Origin of the sequence: Microcoleus sp. N9_B4 (assembly GCF_036701635.1) — a bacterium.
Taxonomy (GTDB): Bacteria; Cyanobacteriota; Cyanobacteriia; order Cyanobacteriales; family Microcoleaceae; genus Microcoleus.
In genome coordinates, this window is record NZ_JAUBRC010000018.1 from 55,125 (window position 1) to 73,535 (window position 18,411).

The window sequence follows — 18,411 nt, forward strand, 5'->3', positions numbered from 1 at the left end:
GATCTGTTCCTTGTTTCTTTTAGCGATTTTAGACTTGAGATTTTAGATTCTAGACTTTGGATTCAATCCAAAATCCAAAATCCAAAATCCAAAATCATTAGTTCCCTTTGTTCTTAGCGATAATGGCTTCAGCCACGTTTCGCGGCACTTCTTCGTAATGGCTGAATTCCATTGTGAAGATGCCTCGACCTTGGGTTTTCGAGCGGATGTCGGTAGCGTAACCAAACATTTCTGCTAGGGGAACCTTTACAGAAACTTTGGCAATTCCCTGATCCGTCTCTTGACCTTCGATCTGACCCCGACGCGAGTTGAGGTCTCCGATGACGTTCCCGATGTAATCTTCGGGAACTTCAACCTCTACTTTCATCATAGGCTCTAGCAGCACTGGCGACGCCTTCATCACGGCTTCTTTGATCGCCATTGAACCGGCGATCTTAAATGCCATTTCTGAGGAGTCTACGTCGTGGAAAGACCCGTCTACCATAGTAGCTTTGAGGTCAATCACGGGATATCCTGCTACAATACCTGATTCGCAGGCTTCTTTCATCCCTTGTTCTGCAGGGCCGATGTACTCTTTGGGTACAGTGCCACCAACAATTTTGGAGACAAATTCAAAGCCGCTTCCGACTTCGGTGGGTTCTAGTTCGATCACAACGTGACCGTACTGACCTTTACCGCCACTTTGGCGGATAAATTTACCTTCGGCGCGGACGGATTTGCGAATGGTTTCGCGGTAGGCTACTTGTGGCTGACCCACGTTGGCTTCTACTTTGAATTCCCGCAGCATCCTGTCTACCAGGATTTCCAGGTGCAGTTCGCCCATACCGGCGATGACTGTCTGATTGGTTTCTGGGTCAACGTTGACTCGGAAGGTGGGGTCTTCTTCCGAGAGTGACTGGAGGGCTTTGGAGAGCTTCTCCATGTCTTGTTTGGTTTTGGGTTCGACAGCCACCGATATGACTGGCTCTGGTATAAACAGAGATTCCAGAATCACTGGCGCTCCTTCTTCGCAGAGGGTGTCGCCGGTGAAGGTGTCTTTCAAACCCAAGGCTGCTCCCAAGTCTCCGGCGCGCAGTTCCTCAACTTCTATCCGATCGTCCGCTTTGAGTACAATTAGGCGAGAAACCCGCTCTTTTTTGTCTTTGGTGGAGTTCAGGACGTAGGTTCCTTTTTTGAGGATACCGGAGTAGACGCGAACAAAGGTCAGGCGGCCGTAGGGGTCAGCCATGATTTTGAATGCCAGAGCTGACAGCGGGGCGTTGTCGTCGGCAAACCGCTCTGCTGTGTCGCCGTTGGGCAGGAGTCCTTGTATTGGAGGAACTTCCAAGGGCGAGGGCAGATAGTCGATGACTGCATCCAACAACAACTGAACGCCTTTGTTTTTGAATGCCGAACCGCACAACATGGGGACGATCGTACCTTCGACAGTGCCGTGACGCAGGGCCAAGCGGATTTCGTCTTCCGTTAACTCTTCGCCTTCGAGGTATTTCTCGGTGAGGGCGTCGTTGGTTTCTGCTACCGACTCGATCAGCTTGGTGCGGTATTCTACGGCTAGATCCTTTACTTCATCGGGGATTTCTACTTCCTCGATGTCGGTTCCCGTGTCGTTGTTGTAGATATAGGCTTTCATGTGCACTAAGTCTACAATTCCCCGGAAGTTTTCTTCACTGCCGATCGGGATTTGGATGGGTACGGCGTTCGCTCTCATGCGATCGCGAATTTGGCCGTAGACTTTGTAGAAGTTTGCCCCCATCCGATCCATTTTGTTGACGAACACGATCCTCGGTACTTTGTACCTATCGGCTTGTCGCCAAACTGTTTCGGATTGTGGCTGCACTCCCCCTACCGAGCAGAACACTGCGATCACTCCGTCGAGCACTCGCATCGAGCGTTCGACTTCGATCGTGAAGTCTACGTGTCCCGGAGTGTCGATGATGTTGATTTTGTAATCTTTCCAACTGGTGGTGATAGCAGCGGCAGTAATCGTAATTCCCCGCTCCCGCTCTTGCTCCATCCAGTCGGTGACTGCTGTTCCCTCGTGCACTTCACCCATTTTGTGAACCATGCCTGAATAGAACAGAATTCTTTCAGTTGTTGTTGTTTTGCCCGCGTCTATGTGGGCTGCGATGCCGATGTTGCGAGTTTTTTCTAGCGGGACGGTACGTGCCACAGCTACCTCCTTAATCTTGTGTTGCTGTTATAATACTATTATACTACACAGTAACCCTATTTTGCACTCCCCAGTGACTTACAAAAGTCTCTGGAGCTTATTGTTACATTTTAATATTTTTTGCAAGATTTGTTTACAAAAATATTAAGGATGCGACATGGAGGATTCAGAGAGTGCATGAATTTTGAGTGCATGAATTTTGATTTTGAGAGTTTTGAGTTTGCTTCACCAATCGCAAGTGCGCCAAGAGAAGCAATCTCAACACTCAAAACTTACACTTTCCAATTTCTCACCCGATGCTTTTATACCGCACGATCGCGCTCTTCTCCATGCCCGTTGTTGCAGTTAGTAGCGGTAGTGAGCAAAAGCCTTGTTAGCTTCAGCCATGCGGTGAGTTTCTTCGCGCTTGCGAATAGCACTCCCTGTTTCGTTAGCTGCATCCATCAGTTCGTTGGCTAGCTTGGCTGCCATCGAGCGGCCGGTGCGGGCGCGGGCAAATCTGATCAGCCAGCGGAGGGCGAGTGTTGTACCGCGATCGGAACGCACTTCCATTGGCACTTGGTAGGTGGCGCCACCTACCCGGCGGGCTTTGACTTCGACCAGGGGTGTCGCGTTTTTGACTGCTTTTTCAAACAAGTCTAACGGTTCAGCCCCTGTGCGTTCTTGGATGGTTTTGAGGGCGTCGTAGACGATGCTGGAGGCAACGGATTTTTTGCCGTGCTGCATGATCCGTCTCACCATCATGCTTACCAACCGGCTGTTGTAGGTTGGATCTGGTGGAACTGGACGTTTTTGAATAACTGTGCGGCGAGACATAGTTCTATTTGGGATTTTTGATTTTGAATGATTGAGTTTGGGGTTTTGGGATCACATCTCGATTTATGACGATCTAGCGTGCAATTGAGCGGCGCGATCGGATTTATTTTTGCTTCCCAACCCCGACGATCGGGCGAGTTCCGTGTTATTTTTTCTCTTTAGGACGCTTGGCCCCGTATTTGGAACGACCCTGCTTGCGGTCTTTCACCCCAGCGGTGTCTAATGTACCCCGAATGATGTGGTATCTAACTCCGGGCAAATCTTTTACCCGACCGCCCCGGATCATTACTACCGAGTGTTCTTGCAAGTTGTGACCGATCCCAGGGATGTAGGCGGTGACTTCAAAACCAGAGGTCAGCCGTACCCGAGCCACCTTCCGCAGCGCCGAGTTGGGTTTTTTCGGGGTGGTCGTGTACACTCTGGTGCAAACTCCGCGGCGCTGGGGGCAACTCTTGAGAGCTGGCGATTTGGTTTTTTTCTGCGTTTGTTCCCGTGCTGAACGGATGAGTTGCTGAATAGTGGGCATGAGTTACGGCATTTCTAGCTTTTTGCTGAATATAGTGATTTGGCTGTATCCGCACTGAAAGTCCCTTCCCCTCTGGGGGGACGGGATGAATGAAAATAATTATGGGTAAGTGAGGATACCAGACTCTATATTGTACACGACGCGTGTTTCTTTGGCAAGAAATTTGCGCGACCCGCGCTCAAACTTCCTTCCTTGCTGCAAGTTGGGAGGGGGCGAGCGCAACGGGAGAATGGTATGTGACATCCTATAATTTAGGCGCAACTATGATGATTTTCACAGCCGTCAGCAAAATTTATGACGATCGCAATCTCGCTTTTTCGATCAAATTACCATTGTTTAGCAGAGGGGCATTAACTCTAGCCCGCGATCGCATCACAGTCTATAGCCGATCAACATCACATAAAGTTATCTAAAATTGCCGGATAATAAGAAATATACATTTAGTTGACGGCAAATGACAACCAAAGCTTATATTCCTGAATATAAAATTTCCGAACTTTACTTGAACATTTGGAAATCCGGTAAGATCGATCGGGATCAGTTCCAGCAAATTCAATACGCTATTAATTCTCACAGTTTAAAAAGTTCAGAGGATCGAAAAATTGTCAGCAGGCTGCTGTATGCAGTACGGCGGGGATGGGTGTCAGTGATAGACTGAGTTGCTTGGGAGTTTTGACTCAGCGCGCGAGATTGCCTAGTGAATCCCCGGGCGTAGCTGCGTCAATAAGTTTTGAGATTGCCACCCACTTGCCACCCAGAGAGCACAACGCACACGGGGTGCATGAGTTGTGATCTAAAATCTCATCCATAAAATTAGACGAATCCCCAATAGATGCACCGCTGTTAAAAGGAAATATTAAGGTAAAAGGATAGGGTATGTTTAATTCTACAGAACTGCTGATCGAGGCTTTCATCGAACAACTTCAGAACGGTTACAGCCGCACTTACGGAGGCTACAAATCAGACTATGCTGACATTATTGCCTGGGTGGGGGCAATGGCGTTAGAAAACATCGCCAACAGCGACGCTCTTTATCACAATGTAGAACACGCCATTTGCATTAGCTTAGTCGGTCAAGAAATCTTGCGGGGAAAACACATTCGCAAGGGCGGAGTTTCCTGCGAAGATTGGCTGCACTTCATCATTTCTTTGCTGTGCCAAGACATCGGATATGTCAAAGGAGTTTGCCGGCAAGACCAAGAATCAGAAGGGTTGTATGCTACGGGAAAAGATGGCATGAGAATTGCACTTGCTCCCGGTGCAACAGCGGCAAGCCTAGCTCCTTACCGAGTTGACAGAGCTAAATTGTTTATTGACGAGCGCTTCGGCAACCACAAGCTAATTAATGCTGAGATAATTAAGCAGAACATAGAACAGACTCGTTTCTCGGTGCTTGACGGCAACACTGACGAGGATGCAGATAATTATTCTAGTTTAGTGCGCGGTGCTGACTTGATAGGTCAGCTCAGCAACCCGCAATATTTGCAGAAAATTGGCGCGCTGTTTTACGAGTTGGAAGAAAGCGGTGCTACTAAAGTTTTGGGATATCGACATCCGGGCGACTTGCTGCAAAGCTACTCTAAGTTTTACTGGAGCGGCATTTATCCTCACATAAGTGAATCTCTCGGTTACTTGCAGTTGACGCAGGAAGGCAAACAGATTGTTGCTAGTTTGTACGCTAACATATTTCGGATGGAACACCAACGTTGCGATTCTTCTGAGGTTGCTTGATTGCAAAAGTGAATTCAGCAGTCAGCAGTCAGTTGTCATTGGTTATTTGTAGGTGCTAATAACTAACAGCTCATAACAATAAAAAAGCACCAATTACCAATTACCACCAATTCCATCTTACCTAAGTGTATTTCATCCAAATCAACTAATTTCCTCATCAATTTCTGCATGATATCTGGGACACAACCAATTGCTGGGTACCAAAGAAGGCCATCCCTCCCGCAGCGCTTCCAAACAAACAGCACGCACAGTTAATTGACAGTCAAGCAGTTCTACACCAGCTTTTTCAACTTGCTTTTTGCCAATTTTTAAAATTGATTCATCGCTAAATTCAAAGGTTTTGTGACACTGAATACAAACCAGGTGGTGGTGGTGGTGTAATTCCGGCAAATTCAGTTCGTAATGTTTGTGTCCTTCTGCTAATTCTAGTTCACGCAAAATTCCTATCCTTGCTAATAAATGCAGCGTTCTGTAGACAGTAGACAAGCCAATTCGTTCTCCTTGATTCTGCAAAGTTCTGTATAATTCTTCCGCACTTAAATGATGGCCTTGCCGCAGATTTTGAAAGACACTCAAAATAGTTTCTCGCTGGGGAGTCAGGCGGCAGCCTCTCTGGTTTAGTTCGACTTTGAGTGAGTTAGCGCTGTATAGATTCATGTCGGTAAAAAATCAAAAAATTGAAGGGAGATTTTGCTGGATTATCTGTTATTTGTTCGCGCTCTTGTTTAGATTGTCCAAAAGTGTATTTTCCTGGAAAATCAATCTAAGTTTAGACTCACTCTGCTAGCCACCTATCCCCCCTTGCTCAAGGTGGAACTGAAGCAGTGGTAGTCGGTATTTCAGCGTAATTTTTGTGAAGTTTAGAGCAATGTTGCCGATCGGCACTGGCAAAACAAGTCTTAGGTTCAAAGTCGGTGTAATCGATCGCATCTTCAGTACAAGCAACCCACGGCCACACTGTACATTTGAGGGGGTAGTCATGAATTTTGCCTCTCGCACCAACACCCAAGCCGAATATGGCTAGGTTTGGCAACAGGATTAAGCCTTGTTCGTACATGGGCAATTCTGGGTTAAAGCGAGAAAGCTCCAATAGGGTATAGGCTCCCGCCCAGAAGACGATGAGGCCGGCGTGGGCGACGCGGGTACTGAGCAAACGGCGGGAAAGGTTGATTAAGTGGGCGTTGCCGGCCCACCAGGGAAAAAATTCTCCTTCGGCTGGGAAGGATTTTTTTGCCATGCTTGTCACGGCGATTTACCTCTTGAGAAAGATGTCAGTGGAGTTTTAAGCGCTTGCAGGTTATTGATATAGATAATCAACAATTTTAGTAGTTTCGTCAAGGGGTATTTGATAAATTTTTTCACTAAATTGAGTTTAGATATGTAACTCAATAGCAAAAAACATCGTAAAATCAAGCATCTGACTGTTTTTGGCGCTTAATCAGAAGTGAGCTGGCCGTTAGCAATAATAGCAACTAAAGGAATAGTTCAGACTTTATTGATAAATAGTATTGTTAAGGAGTATTATTAAGGCTAGAGTATTGTTTAAGTAGCTATCTAATCCTCTCGGAAAAGACAAGGTGGAAAAAGAAATCCGGTACTTTCCTCTGGGCCAGCTTCTATAAAACTGGGGTGAGAGGGGGTGCGAGATTATTTCTCCTCCAGAGAGTTAATGCCTACTTGTTGACATATTGATCTCAAACTCCAAACAACAAAGCCTGAGAGCATTTGCTCTCAGGCTTTTCTAGCGGGATTTTTCACTGCTTGTTGCATCTGGCGCGCTAGCTCAAGCAGAAGATTTGGTTTCTTCAGCTACTTGCTCGTTGTTGGGTAACTCCAGGCAATAACCAGCCCCATATACGGTTTTGATGTACCGAGGATGTCGGGGATCTGGTTCCATCTTGGTTCTCAGGTGTCTGATGTGTACACGAATAGTTTCTATGTCGTCGTCGGGGTCGTAACCCCACACTTCTTTGAGAATTTCGCTGGGAGAGACTGTCTGACCGTGGCGCTGAAGCAAGCAGTGCAGCAACTCAAACTCTAGGTGGGTCAGTTTGACTGTCTGAACGTACCAAACAGCTTCAAACCTTTCGGGGACAAGGGTCAGCGGGCCGTAATTCAGGATCTCTGAGTGTTTGGCAGCTTGGGGGATGCGGTCTGTACGCCTCAGCAAGGCTCGCACTCGCGCCAGCATTTCTTCTAATTCAAAGGGTTTGGTCAGGTAGTCGTCGGCGCCGGAGTTGAAGCCTTCTACTTTGTCTTGAGTTTGACTTAAGGCTGTCAACATCAAGACGGGAATGTCTGAGGTGCGATCGTCACGCCGCAAACGCTGACATACGGTGAATCCGTCTACTCTAGGCAGCATGAGGTCTAGCATGATCAGGTCGGGGAGCAGTTGTATGGCTAGTGCCTGACCTTTGATGCCGTCTTCTGCCTGGGTGACTTCGTAGCCAGCCATTTCTAGGTTGACTGCTACGAGTTCGGCGATCGCCGCGTCATCATCAATAACAAGTATCCGGGGCATCATTATTTATCTCACCGCTAACCGAATGGCAGATCCTACAGCCTTCTGGGGGTTCCAGGTAACTTTAACGAACAATTTTTTAATTTTAAGCTTCATTAAGGATTATAAGGTTGATTAAGAACTTTCGGGGCTCTGTAAATATTCTTGTACTAATTATAAGCCCTAAGAGCGCTTATCAGAAAAATGTTGGGCAAAAATCTTGCTGGGGGCAGATTTTTGGTCGGTAAGAACCGCCTTAACTTTTGCAGGGTGCGCCTGGGTCTTCACAGGATCGCCCTAACGGTAGTCCGCGTTTTGCATAACCCTGTTAACCGTTAACTGTAATATTGTTAACTTAGTTAATTTTGCTTAAAAAGTTTTTGTGTTTTTTGAGGGGGTAGGGCTTGCTTTTTTGGGGTATTGACGGTATTGTTAAATAATACTAATATAAGTATTTCTAAAATTAACAAAAACTATTGCCATTATTAAATAATGACATATAAAAGTCAAATAATCAATCCCGCAACCTGACAATTTTTGGTCAATTTTTTGCCTGTGGGGCTAATTTTTTTCTCGCCCTGGAATCAGCAAAACAACCGATAACAAATGCTTGCATACCTACTGAGGGCGAGTTTCCGATCGAGCTGGTTGAGTATTTTTGTTGGGAACAGTCGCCTTAGAGCCTAATTTTTGGAAATAAAGACCGCCGATGGTGGCTAAGAATATTGTGTAAGCGGCTGCTTGGATGAGATAAAGTCGATCTCTGTATCCAAAGAGTGCTTTGAGAATCACTCCGGGAAATTGCCGATCGGGCAAAATTTCCGCTGCATTCCACACCATAGGCCCTAAAATACAAGAGTGGAGTGGTGCGAGGCGATCGTAATAAAAACAAATCGCTGCATACTTGCTATTCATCTGTGACAAAATCCCAGCGGCTTGGTCAAAATGTTTGAGTGCAGATACTGCCAAACCTGCTACGATTAACAGCAACAAAATCCCCATAAACTTGAAAAACAGGCGGATATCAATTTTGACACCCCACTTGAACAGTAGCGCGCCAATGATTGCCGCCCCAGTCAAACCGCCCAAAGCACCTAAAGCAGGAGTTAAACCTTGTTGAAATTGAGCGCTGACAAATATAACTGTTTCAAAACCTTCGCGCAGTACCGCAATAAAAATTAAGCCAAATACGCCCCAGCCGACATTCCTATTTTCTGTCAAAGCTGCTGTAACTGCTCCTTCAACTTCGGCTTTGAGAAAGCGCGCTTGCTGAGTCATCCAAATTAGCATCCAGCTTAGCATTGCGATCGCCACAATGCCCAATACGCCCTCTAATAGCTGTTTAATTACTGGTGCGTAAGGCTGCTCTGATGTTGATAGTGCTGCTAGCAATCCATTGAATAGAACACCCACAAAACCGCTAGCAGCAATGCCGGCTGCGACACCTGCATAAACCCAAGAATTGAGGTGACTTTGCTCGGCTTTTTTGAGGCAAGCTAGTACAATTCCGACGACTAAGGCGGCTTCTACGCCTTCGCGCAGGGTAATTACAAAAGTGGGTATGGCTTCACTAAAATTCATTTTTTATAATCAGGGGGCATGGGCATGGGCGTTGGTCATTGGTGATTGGAAATAACCAATAACCAATAACCAATAACCAATAACAATTAACTAATGATTAAATCAACTATAATCCCGCAGCATTTTTTTCAATTCTACTTGGTGCAATTCTTCTTGCCCAATCAGATTGCGGGCATATTCTTCCAAATAAACGCTGGAGTCTGTCACAACTTCAAGTAAAGACTTATACTTTTTGAGCGCTTTTTTCTCGTGATTTAAACTTTCTTCTAACAAGTCTTTCACCGAGTGTTTGTAGGTTTCTTCGATGGGAGCAATTTTCTGACTAGGATGCCCCTCTAAACCAGTGAGAATTTCTCCTGCTTGTTGGGCGTGGAGTAGAGATTCCGTTGCTTGTGCTTTAAAAAACTGCACGATGGGAATCCGGTTTGGCCCTGTCACCATTAGTGAATAGTGGGTATAGCGCACGACACCTGCAAGTTCCCATTCCATGATGGTGCATAGCAGTTCCTGGGTTTTTTTCTCGTCAAGTTCTTTCATTTGTTGTTTTAGAGGTAGAATGCCTTAGAGGGCGCTGTTTATAATATCACATTTAAGTTAAAAATGAAAAGTAAGGTGCTGATGGCGCACCTTACCGGATATAGATGTTGTATGTGAGTTAGGGGTTAACTTCTAAGGTTCCAGTAGGAGCAAACACTACAGTAAATTTAGCGACTGGTGCTGCATTGTTGCTGCTAGTTTCGGGAGATTTTAGGAGATTTGGCAAAGGAGTTTCTTTGGTGTAATCCTTGGCTGGTTGATTGAGGGGCTGGAAATTGCCGTAGCTTGCGGGGCGGAACGCCATCGCCCCATCTTGACTTGTACTGACTCGATAGACTAGATTTTGATGGAACGTAGGGCTAGTTTGCCAACTTCGATCGATGCGATCGTACAGTTTCAGAGTTAACTCATCTAGTTTTACGCCAGCCGTAATTTCTGGTGTCTGATTTGTTCCATCCACCGCCTGAACTTCCTGCTGGCCTGGTGATACAGGTACAGCTTGGACAGTCTTATCTGTAGGGCTACTCGCAATAGCTGTTTCAGTAGACGTATTAGTGAAACGTACAACGTCTGGAGACTTGTCAGGCAAATTTTTGGGGTTGTCAACAGCTAAACTGGAATTATTTGCAGCCGGAAGCGCACTGTTACTCGCAATAACTGGTTAGGGCACTCCCTTCGCAACAGCATTAGCGGGATTTGGCTCCTCGATTGTCAAAGACTTGACGTGAAAACTGCGAAACTTTTCTTTGTGGCTAACGCGCGGGAGCATCTCACTTTTGCAGCCAAGCTAAAATTGGAGTTTTGATGCAGCAGTTTTGATGCAGGAGGCAGGAGGGAAGAGGAAGAAGGAAGGAGCCAGAAGAAGTGTTTTTATCAATATGAGATGCTCCCTAACGCGCCACATTGCGATGGGAAAAGTCAATCGATTTTAGATTTTAGATTTTAGATTAAAGCATTGACCCCAAGGATAAATTCGGGGGGCAAGTTTCATCGGATACAGGTTTTTTATTTCTTCACGGATGAATCCGGGGGCTTGTATCCTGGATGCTTTCGGTCAAAAATTTAATGTAAGTTATTCTCAAGAGTGGGAATAAAACCAATTAGGGATTTTCTGTTTTTTCTTTATATTTTTTTGAAATTCTTGCTTGAGCTTGATGGTAAATACATTTGGCAGTTGAATCTATAAACAAACATTGATAATTCTTATCAAAAAGCTTGAATGTGGGGAGGTCGGTAAAATATCAGAATAATTCTTCAGGATTATTTAATGTTACATTTCTCATCCTCAAAACTCTGGCTGTGAAGCCCGAATCTATATCGAGTAAGCGATCGCCCGCCGCAAATCCCCCGATCGCTCGATCGCAGAAATACCCCCACAGGGGATAGTAAATTTTTGTAAAAAATAGTTGACTAAAGGGCTGGAAGTTCTCTTGTTTGGGATACATCAATGCACATACCTGATGGTTTTCTTTCACCGCCAGTAGCCATTGCCACCGGCATAGCAAGCGCAGCAGTAATTGCAGTTGCCCTAAATCGAACCCGCGCGAGTCTTGGACTCCGACAAGCCCCAATCATGGGCTTAACTACAGCTTTCGTGTTTGCAGCCCAGATGATCAACTTTCCCGTAGCGGGCGGCACCAGCGGCCACTTGTTGGGAGGAGCGCTCGCATCCGTCGTTTTGGGGAACCCTTGGGCGGCAACTTTAGCGATGAGCACAGTTTTTATAATTCAGAGCGTCTTGTTTGCCGACGGGGGCATCACCGCCTTGGGAGCCAATATTTTTAACATGGGGCTAGTTGGCATTTGGGTGGGCTGGTGGCTGTTGCAGCCATTGCAGCAACTCTTGGGAGGTTCCAGAAATCGTTTGCCCCTAGCCGCAGGCATCGCCGCCGGCCTCAGCGTCGTGGCTGCTTCGATTAGTGTGGCGATCCAATTGGCAATTTCTGGAACAGTAGGGCTCAATATCGCATTGCCAGCAATGGTAGGCGTACATATTTTAATTGGGATTGGCGAAGGGGTAATTACAGGCGGCGTTTTAACTTATCTCGTCAAAGTGCGGCCGGATTTACTGCCGGGACAACAGCCACAATTGCAGAAATGGGTAGTGCCAGTAATCGGAGTTTTATTAATTTCCGGGGTGCTTTCACTGTTTGCTTCAAGTTGGCCTGACGGGTTAGAAGCGGTAGCCGAAAAATACGGCTTTAAAGATAAAGAAGCTGTGGCGATCGAAAATCCCACTCCTTTAGCAGATTACACAGTTAAAGGATTAGAAGAACAGCCTATTGGTACTAGCATTGCTGGACTTTTAGGGTCTGCCTTTAGCTTCGGCGCGGCTTTTGGGATTGCTCAGTTGGTGGTAAAACCTAAAGATGTCTAAACTCTCCATACCTTTTCGATTGCGAGTGTCTCTCACAATTGTGATTGGCATGGGTTTTCTGAAGACAGGCGCTTGGCTGTGGCTGGGAATTTATGGGGCGATCGCACTTTTGTGGTCATTTCGGCTCAGGGCTCCGGTACGAACCCTAGCGCAACTGTTGGGAGCAGAATTGGTTTTTCTCTCCTTATTAGTGCTGCCCCAAGGTTGGGAACGCGCCAGTTTTCTCTTGCTGCGTTCCCTAATTTGCCTGCTAATTATGAACAGCTTTCTGCTAACTTTGCCACCCCACAGTTTCGGAATCGCCCTCAAAGGATTACCCCTACCAGCAGGTTTGCAAGAGATTGTACTTTTAACAGGACAATACTTAGAAATCCTGCTGGCAGAAGTCAACCGCATGAAAATATCTGCCCAACTCCGGGGCTTGTCAGGTACGGGAGGATGGCTGCGTTACGCCAGTGCTTCCATGATCGGAGCGCTTTATTTGCGAAGTCTCGATCGGGCAGAAAGAGTACACGCAGCCATGCTAATTCGCGGCTATAAAGGAAGTTTGCCCTCCGACTCAAAATCCACACCAAAAGAGCGACTCTGGCTGACAATAACAATTGTAATAGCAGCCGGATTAACAATAGCTTCTTACGGTTATTCGTAATTGGGCATTGGGCATTTAACTGGTTCCCCGGCTCTGCCTGGGAATCGATCTCCAGAGGCTCTGCCTCGCTTCTTGCGGAGGAAAATTGGAGGCAGAGCCGACCGATCTGCGTTCCCAGGCAGAGCCTGGTAACGAGTTGAAATTATTCAATCTAAAATCTAACATCTAAAATCGGATGACTAATCTCAAATCCGTGCCAACAATAGAAGTAGAAAATTTAGTATTTGGCTATCACGATCAAAAGCCAATATTGAGGGAAATTTCTTTTACTTTGCAACCGGGAGAAAGAGTTGCTCTACTCGGTCTGACAGGTGCTGGTAAAAGCACTTTGCTCGAAAACTTGATCGGATTAAAAATACCTCAATCGGGCGAGATTAGAGTGCAGGGAAAAAAGCTGGAACCGGCGACTTTATCCCAGGCGCGCAGGCAGATTGGATTTTGCTTTCAAGATGCTAACGACCAGCTATTTATGCCGACTATTTTAGAGGATGTCATGTTCGGGCCGCGCAATTACGGAGTGCCGCCGGGAGTTGCGCGCGATCGAGCTTTATCGCTATTAGACGAATTTGGTTTAGTAGAATTCGCCAACCGTTCGGCCCACGAACTTTCGGGAGGTCAAAGAAGATTAGCAGCCTTGGCAGCAATTTTAGCATTAGAGCCGGCAATTTTAATCTTAGATGAGCCGACCAACGGACTCGATCCCTCGTGGCGGCGTCACTTGGCTAAGGTTTTGTCCCAATTGCCGATCGAGGTAATTTTGATCGCTTCTCATAATTTGAATTGGGTCGGGAAAACGACTCAAAGGGCTTTAATTTTGGCGGATGGTGAGATTAAAGTTGACAGAAAAACTAAAGATTTGCTGGAAGATAAATCAACTCTCGAATATTACAATTTGCCGCCAGATTGGTAATTAGCCATTGGTCATTAGTCATTACATAAAGCAGTCATTCATAACTCACCACAAGCGATTGCTTTACTTTGGCTCACTATGGTAACGTTTGGGTTGGAATTACAGGCAATATATATCTGTAATTACAGCTCGAATTTGCCGACGGCTTCATTGTACAGATGAATAGCTAAATCTCGCAAAATTTGTTCATTTTGAAACTCACTTCCTAACTTTTGTTTCGCCATTTGAACACACATTTTCATCAACTCTGATGAACTTTCGATGTGAAGTGCGATCGCCCTTTGCTTTTGTTCAAAGCCGATCTCGATTTCCGCAAGCCTTTTGACCGATTGACAATTCGCCGATTGCTCTAAATTTGCCGCCATTTTTTGCTGTTTTCTCTTTTGGATTTCCTCGGAAAAACCCGCAGCAATGAGTCCCGCAGGTAACGCAAAAATTCCGATTCCCAAAAATGCTAATATTGCTCCTAAAAACTTCCCTAAAGGAGTGATTGGATAAATATCACCGTAACCGACAGTAGTTAATGTCACAACTCCCCACCACATTGCATCGGGGATGCTCGCAAAAGTTTCTGGATGCGCCTCGTTTTCAACAAAATACATGATGCTAGAGGCAAATATTAACAGAATAAAAACGGCAAAGGCAGTGGCAATCAACTCCTCTTTTTTAGCGTACAATACTGTTCCCATAGTTCGGACTGACTCTGAATAGCGGCTCATTTTTAGCAGTCGCAACAAGCGCAAAACACGAATCAAATTAACGAAGTTTAAACTAGGAAATAACAGCAAGAAGTAAAAAGGTAAGATGGAAATTAAATCTATCAAGCTTAGCGGTGTAAGAGCATATCTCAATCTTCCCCAAAGCGGGTGGCTGTATTTGTGATCGACTGTAGACACCCACAGCCTTAAAATATATTCTATTGTAAATACTAAGGAGGAAACAATTTCGATGTTTGCCAAAAGCGATGTGTGTTCTGGCGACAAGGTGGGCGAAGTAGAAGCAATAAAAGCTGCGACGTTGATCAGAATTAAACAAGTTATGACAACATCATCCGCTAAACTGTATAAATTGCTTGATTCTGAGGTTTCTAAAATTTCATAAATTATAGTTTTGATTTTTTTACGCATCTGAGTTGATCCTAAGATTTTAGCAATTAACGCTCGCGCTTGACTACAGTATAAGCAATTAAATTCAAAAAATTAAGCAGGAGTTGCCCTAAAGCTAAAAAAATGGTTTCTTCAGAGAGGCTATTGTTACGAAATTCAATATTTCTCATGGAAAGTGGGTTGTTTGGGGCAACGGCGTTCTAGTAAACTTTAGAGTTGATCGGGAAAGAATTTCCCACTATTACTGGGTTTGCAGGCAAAAATCATGAAGGTAGCCGTATTCAGCACCAAATCCTACGATCGCACATTTCTGGAAGCAGCGAATGTCGGCGGCAAACACGATTTAGTTTTTTTTGAACCGCGTCTGAACCTGGAAACCAGCGTTTTGGCTGCTGGATTTCCGGCAGTCTGCGCGTTCGTGAACGACTCCTTGGACGCGAAAACGCTGCTCAGCATTGCCGAAAAAGGAGTCCGCTTGCTGGCCCTGAGATCGGCCGGATTCAATCACGTCGATTTAGCAGCAGCGAGGGATTTAGATCTAACCCTGCTGCGAGTTCCGGCTTATTCTCCCTACGCAGTGGCAGAACACGCAGTCGCTCTGATTTTGTCCCTCAACCGCCGAATCCATCGGGCCTACAACCGCGTCCGCGAAGGCAATTTCGCCCTAGACGGCTTGTTGGGTTTTGATCTCCACGGCAAAACGGTGGGAATCGTCGGAACAGGCAGAATTGGCGCAATTACTGCCCAAATTCTGCACGGATTCGGGTGTCGCCTGCTGGGATACGATGTTTACCAAAACCCAGATTGCCTCGCCCTAGGCATGGAATACGTCGCACTCCCGGAACTGTTCGCCGCCTCTGATATTGTCAGCCTCCACTGTCCGCTGATACCGGAAACTTACCATTTAATCGGTGCAGAGGCGATCGAGCAAATGAAACCGGGAATGATGCTGATTAATACCAGCCGCGGTCAGTTGATTGACACTAAAGCTGTCACCAAAGCACTGAAGTCTGGTATAATTGGCTACCTCGGCTTAGATGTTTACGAACAAGAGACGGATCTGTTTTTTGAGGATTTGTCAAATCACGTTATTCAAGACGACGTTTTTCAGCGTTTGCTGACTTTTCCAAACGTCCTGATTACCGGACACCAAGCTTTTTTCACCGAGGAAGCTTTGAAAAATATCGCCGAAACCACGATCGGCAATATCACCGACTTTGAACAAGGACGCCCTTGCCCGAATCAAATCGACCTCGCTCAAGTGAAAAAATGAGTCAAAAGACCGATTTGGCAGCGAAGGCAATTGTTTAAAATCAAGTCATATCGTTATTTTTGCTTGCAATTTGTGAAACTCTGCCTTAGTCTCATCAATTAGTCCCTGCAGCGCGGATGCTGTGCTAATTGCCGGAGAATTATACTGGCAGCAACTCACAGCCTGCAATTTTACCTGACAACGGAGGAAGTATTCAATGACACAAGCTAACTTTTCGGACGAGACACAAACAATCACTGAAGTCGTGACAGTAGATCTGGTGGAGGACAAACCGGGGGTCATGACTACAGTGACCACCACAGAAACAACGGCCGGCCAGTTCCAAGATATTAAAGACCAAGTTATTACAATTTTGTCGGAACTTCCAGCCTATCTCTCTAATTTTTTTGCTGACTACCAAAAGCCCCTCATCACAGTTGGTTTAATCTTGGCAGGCGGTATTAGTATTAAGGTAATGCTGGGAGTTTTAGGTGCTCTTAATGATGTCCCTTTGGTAGCTCCCGTTTTTGAGTTGATTGGCATGGGATATACGGGTTGGTTTGTTTACCGCTATCTGCTCAAGGCTTCTGATCGCCAAGAGTTGTTAACGGAAATTGATTCTTTAAAAGAACAAGTTGTAGGTAAAGATTCTTAGAGGAAGTCATTAGTCATTGGTCATTGGTCATTAGTTAATGGTTATTTGTTATTTGTGAGGCTATAGCAATAACCGATAACAAGTAACCAGCAACCAATGCCCAATGCCCAATGCCCAATGCCCAATGCCCAATGCCCAATGCCCAATCTCAATTTGGATGGCAAACTTGTTGTAAAGTGGCGGTAAAGTCGGGGTAGGAAATGGCAGCAGCTTCGGCCCGGTGAATGTTAGTAATACCTGTGGCGTTGAGCGCTGCGATCGCCAAACTCATCGCTATTCTGTGGTCGGTGTAGCTGTCAACATCCGCGCCGGTCAAAGGAGTTCCCCCGGTAATTTCTAAACCGTCGGGTAACTCGGAAATTTGGGCTCCCATGCGGTTGAGTTCTGCAGCAGTCACGGCCAGCCGATCGCTCTCTTTGACTCGCAACTCGGCCGCATCTCGAATTATTGTAGTACCGGACGCAAAGATCGCTGCTACTGCCAAAATCGGGATTTCGTCAATCAGTCGGGGAATTAAGTCGCCCGCAATGGTGCATCCCCGCAATTGGCCGGAACTGCGAACCAAAATATCCGCTACCGGTTCCCCAGCCGCCTCTCGCTGATTTTGCAGTTCAATGTGGGCCCCCATCATTTCCAAAGCTTCCAAAATGCCTGTACGAGTTGGGTTGACGCCGACATTTTCGACTACGAGCTCGGAACCGGGGACGATCGCCCCAGCAACTAGCCAAAATGCCGCCGAACTAATATCCCCCGGTACAATCACATTCTGTCCTTGCAGTTGTGTCGGCCCAGTGACTGTCACGCTACAAGTTTCTGGATCGACGCTCAATTGGGCTCCAAATGCTCGCAGCATCCGCTCGCTGTGATCCCGCGACAGAGCGGGTTCTGTGACTGTAGTTTCTCCGCTGGCCATCAAACCGGCGAGCAAAATGCAAGATTTAACTTGAGCCGAGGCGATCGGAGAATGGTAGTGAATTGGTTGTAACTGCTGTCCCAGTATCCCTAAAGGAGCCAAAGAATTGCTTTTTCGGCCCCAAATTTGCGCTCCCATAAGTTGCAGCGGTTTAATGACGCGCGACATGGGGCGCGATCGCAAAGAACTGTCACCCGTTACCGCATAAAAACGCCCCGGATGAGAGGCTAAAATTCCCAACATCAACCGCATCGTCGTGCCGGAATTACCCGCGTCCAAGACTTCCACAGGCTCCTCTAACTCGCCAATTCCGACGCCCCGGACTGTCACCCGTTCCGCGTTGAGTTCAGAAACTTTGGCTCCCAGGAGCGAGAAACATTTAGCCGTGCTGCGGGGGTCTTCCCCTAGGAGTAGTCCCTCAATAGTAGTTTCACCTTGGGCGATCGCGCCCAACATCAAAGCTCGGTGAGAAATCGACTTATCGCCCGGAACTCGAATCCTCCCCACCAGCGACAAGCCCGAGGCCGGTTTTTGAATGCTTAAAGTTTGGCTTTTGTCAAGAAGCGTAGTAGTTATAATGTCAGCTTGCATTGAGATAAACTAGGATTGGATGGCGTTAGCTATCCTACCTTTTTCTCAGTCCTAAGTCAGTTGTCTTTTGTACGGCCTGCGGGTTTTTTCCCAATGT

19 protein-coding genes are annotated in these 18,411 nt (G+C 46.3%); 7 read left to right on the forward strand and 12 right to left on the reverse strand.

Annotation, left to right across the window (positions count from 1 at the left end; genetic code table 11):
- Positions 1 to 97: 97 nt before the first annotated feature.
- The 3 genes from fusA to rpsL all read right to left on the reverse strand — a co-directional run bounded on the left by fusA (position 98) and on the right by rpsL (position 3,512).
- Positions 98 to 2,170 carry an elongation factor G gene (fusA, locus tag QUA43_RS14110; RefSeq protein WP_333058224.1) on the reverse strand — a complete coding sequence of 691 codons (2,073 nt, stop codon included), beginning with the start codon at positions 2,168 to 2,170 and terminating at the stop codon, positions 98 to 100.
- 345 nt (positions 2,171 to 2,515) lie between these two features.
- A complete protein-coding gene (rpsG, locus tag QUA43_RS14115; RefSeq protein ID WP_006632196.1) occupies positions 2,516 to 2,986 on the reverse strand; it encodes a 30S ribosomal protein S7 in 471 nt (156 codons plus the stop codon).
- A 145-nt stretch (positions 2,987 to 3,131) separates the two neighbouring features.
- Complete coding sequence (gene rpsL, locus QUA43_RS14120; protein ID WP_006632197.1) at positions 3,132 to 3,512, reverse strand: 30S ribosomal protein S12; 381 nt, start codon at positions 3,510 to 3,512, stop codon at positions 3,132 to 3,134.
- A 454-nt stretch (positions 3,513 to 3,966) separates the two neighbouring features.
- Here rpsL and QUA43_RS14125 point away from each other — a divergent pair, with 454 nt between their 5' ends.
- Positions 3,967 to 4,170 carry a hypothetical protein gene (locus tag QUA43_RS14125; protein ID WP_333374696.1) on the forward strand — a complete coding sequence of 68 codons (204 nt, stop codon included), beginning with the start codon at positions 3,967 to 3,969 and terminating at the stop codon, positions 4,168 to 4,170.
- 218 nt (positions 4,171 to 4,388) lie between these two features.
- Positions 4,389 to 5,243, forward strand: coding sequence for an Npun_R2479 family HD domain-containing metalloprotein (locus QUA43_RS14130; protein ID WP_333374698.1), 855 nt, complete (start codon positions 4,389 to 4,391; stop codon positions 5,241 to 5,243).
- Between the two features lie 141 nt (positions 5,244 to 5,384).
- On the opposite strand, the gene QUA43_RS14135 is transcribed toward QUA43_RS14130, so the two are convergent.
- From QUA43_RS14135 to QUA43_RS14165, 7 genes are all read right to left on the reverse strand, one after another.
- On the reverse strand, positions 5,385 to 5,900 hold the full coding sequence (locus QUA43_RS14135; protein WP_333374700.1) for a transcriptional repressor: 516 nt from the start codon (positions 5,898 to 5,900) through the stop codon (positions 5,385 to 5,387).
- Between the two features lie 148 nt (positions 5,901 to 6,048).
- Positions 6,049 to 6,480, reverse strand: a complete 432-nt coding sequence (locus QUA43_RS14140; protein WP_333374702.1) for a hypothetical protein — start codon at positions 6,478 to 6,480, stop codon at positions 6,049 to 6,051.
- A 546-nt stretch (positions 6,481 to 7,026) separates the two neighbouring features.
- Positions 7,027 to 7,764, reverse strand: a complete 738-nt coding sequence (locus QUA43_RS14145; protein ID WP_333044642.1) for a response regulator transcription factor — start codon at positions 7,762 to 7,764, stop codon at positions 7,027 to 7,029.
- Positions 7,765 to 8,361: 597 nt separating this feature from the next.
- The gene (locus QUA43_RS14150) at positions 8,362 to 9,324 is read right to left on the reverse strand and encodes an FTR1 family protein (protein WP_333374703.1); all 963 of its coding nucleotides are present in this window, start codon (positions 9,322 to 9,324) and stop codon (positions 8,362 to 8,364) included.
- A gap of 102 nt (positions 9,325 to 9,426) precedes the next feature.
- A complete protein-coding gene (locus tag QUA43_RS14155) occupies positions 9,427 to 9,861 on the reverse strand; it encodes a ferritin-like domain-containing protein (protein WP_332954961.1) in 435 nt (144 codons plus the stop codon).
- 118 nt (positions 9,862 to 9,979) lie between these two features.
- On the reverse strand, positions 9,980 to 10,450 hold the full coding sequence (locus tag QUA43_RS14160; protein WP_333374704.1) for a hypothetical protein: 471 nt from the start codon (positions 10,448 to 10,450) through the stop codon (positions 9,980 to 9,982).
- A 652-nt stretch (positions 10,451 to 11,102) separates the two neighbouring features.
- Positions 11,103 to 11,306: a hypothetical protein gene (locus tag QUA43_RS14165; protein ID WP_333374705.1), complete on the reverse strand. Its 204-nt coding sequence runs from the start codon at positions 11,304 to 11,306 to the stop codon at positions 11,103 to 11,105.
- Positions 11,307 to 11,308: 2 nt separating this feature from the next.
- Here QUA43_RS14165 and QUA43_RS14170 point away from each other — a divergent pair, with 2 nt between their 5' ends.
- From QUA43_RS14170 to QUA43_RS14180, 3 genes are all read left to right on the forward strand, one after another.
- Complete coding sequence (locus QUA43_RS14170; RefSeq protein ID WP_333034810.1) at positions 11,309 to 12,238, forward strand: energy-coupling factor ABC transporter permease; 930 nt, start codon at positions 11,309 to 11,311, stop codon at positions 12,236 to 12,238.
- The gene (locus QUA43_RS14175) at positions 12,231 to 12,887 is read left to right on the forward strand and encodes an energy-coupling factor transporter transmembrane protein EcfT (protein WP_333374706.1); all 657 of its coding nucleotides are present in this window, start codon (positions 12,231 to 12,233) and stop codon (positions 12,885 to 12,887) included. Before QUA43_RS14170 ends, QUA43_RS14175 begins: the two co-directional genes overlap by 8 nt.
- Before the next feature lie 175 nt (positions 12,888 to 13,062).
- Positions 13,063 to 13,797, forward strand: a complete 735-nt coding sequence (locus QUA43_RS14180) for an ABC transporter ATP-binding protein (protein WP_333374708.1) — start codon at positions 13,063 to 13,065, stop codon at positions 13,795 to 13,797.
- 122 nt (positions 13,798 to 13,919) lie between these two features.
- On the opposite strand, the gene QUA43_RS14185 is transcribed toward QUA43_RS14180, so the two are convergent.
- On the reverse strand, positions 13,920 to 14,924 hold the full coding sequence (locus QUA43_RS14185) for an ion transporter (protein WP_333374709.1): 1,005 nt from the start codon (positions 14,922 to 14,924) through the stop codon (positions 13,920 to 13,922).
- A 244-nt stretch (positions 14,925 to 15,168) separates the two neighbouring features.
- Between QUA43_RS14185 and QUA43_RS14190 the strand changes: the two genes are divergently transcribed.
- A complete protein-coding gene (locus QUA43_RS14190) occupies positions 15,169 to 16,176 on the forward strand; it encodes a 2-hydroxyacid dehydrogenase (protein ID WP_333374711.1) in 1,008 nt (335 codons plus the stop codon).
- Positions 16,177 to 16,372: 196 nt separating this feature from the next.
- Positions 16,373 to 16,810, forward strand: coding sequence for a CAAD domain-containing protein (locus QUA43_RS14195; protein WP_333374712.1), 438 nt, complete (start codon positions 16,373 to 16,375; stop codon positions 16,808 to 16,810).
- Between the two features lie 148 nt (positions 16,811 to 16,958).
- Here the strand turns inward: QUA43_RS14195 and aroA are convergent, their stop codons facing one another.
- The gene (gene aroA, locus QUA43_RS14200) at positions 16,959 to 18,314 is read right to left on the reverse strand and encodes a 3-phosphoshikimate 1-carboxyvinyltransferase (RefSeq protein ID WP_333374713.1); all 1,356 of its coding nucleotides are present in this window, start codon (positions 18,312 to 18,314) and stop codon (positions 16,959 to 16,961) included.
- Positions 18,315 to 18,411: the final 97 nt, after the last annotated feature.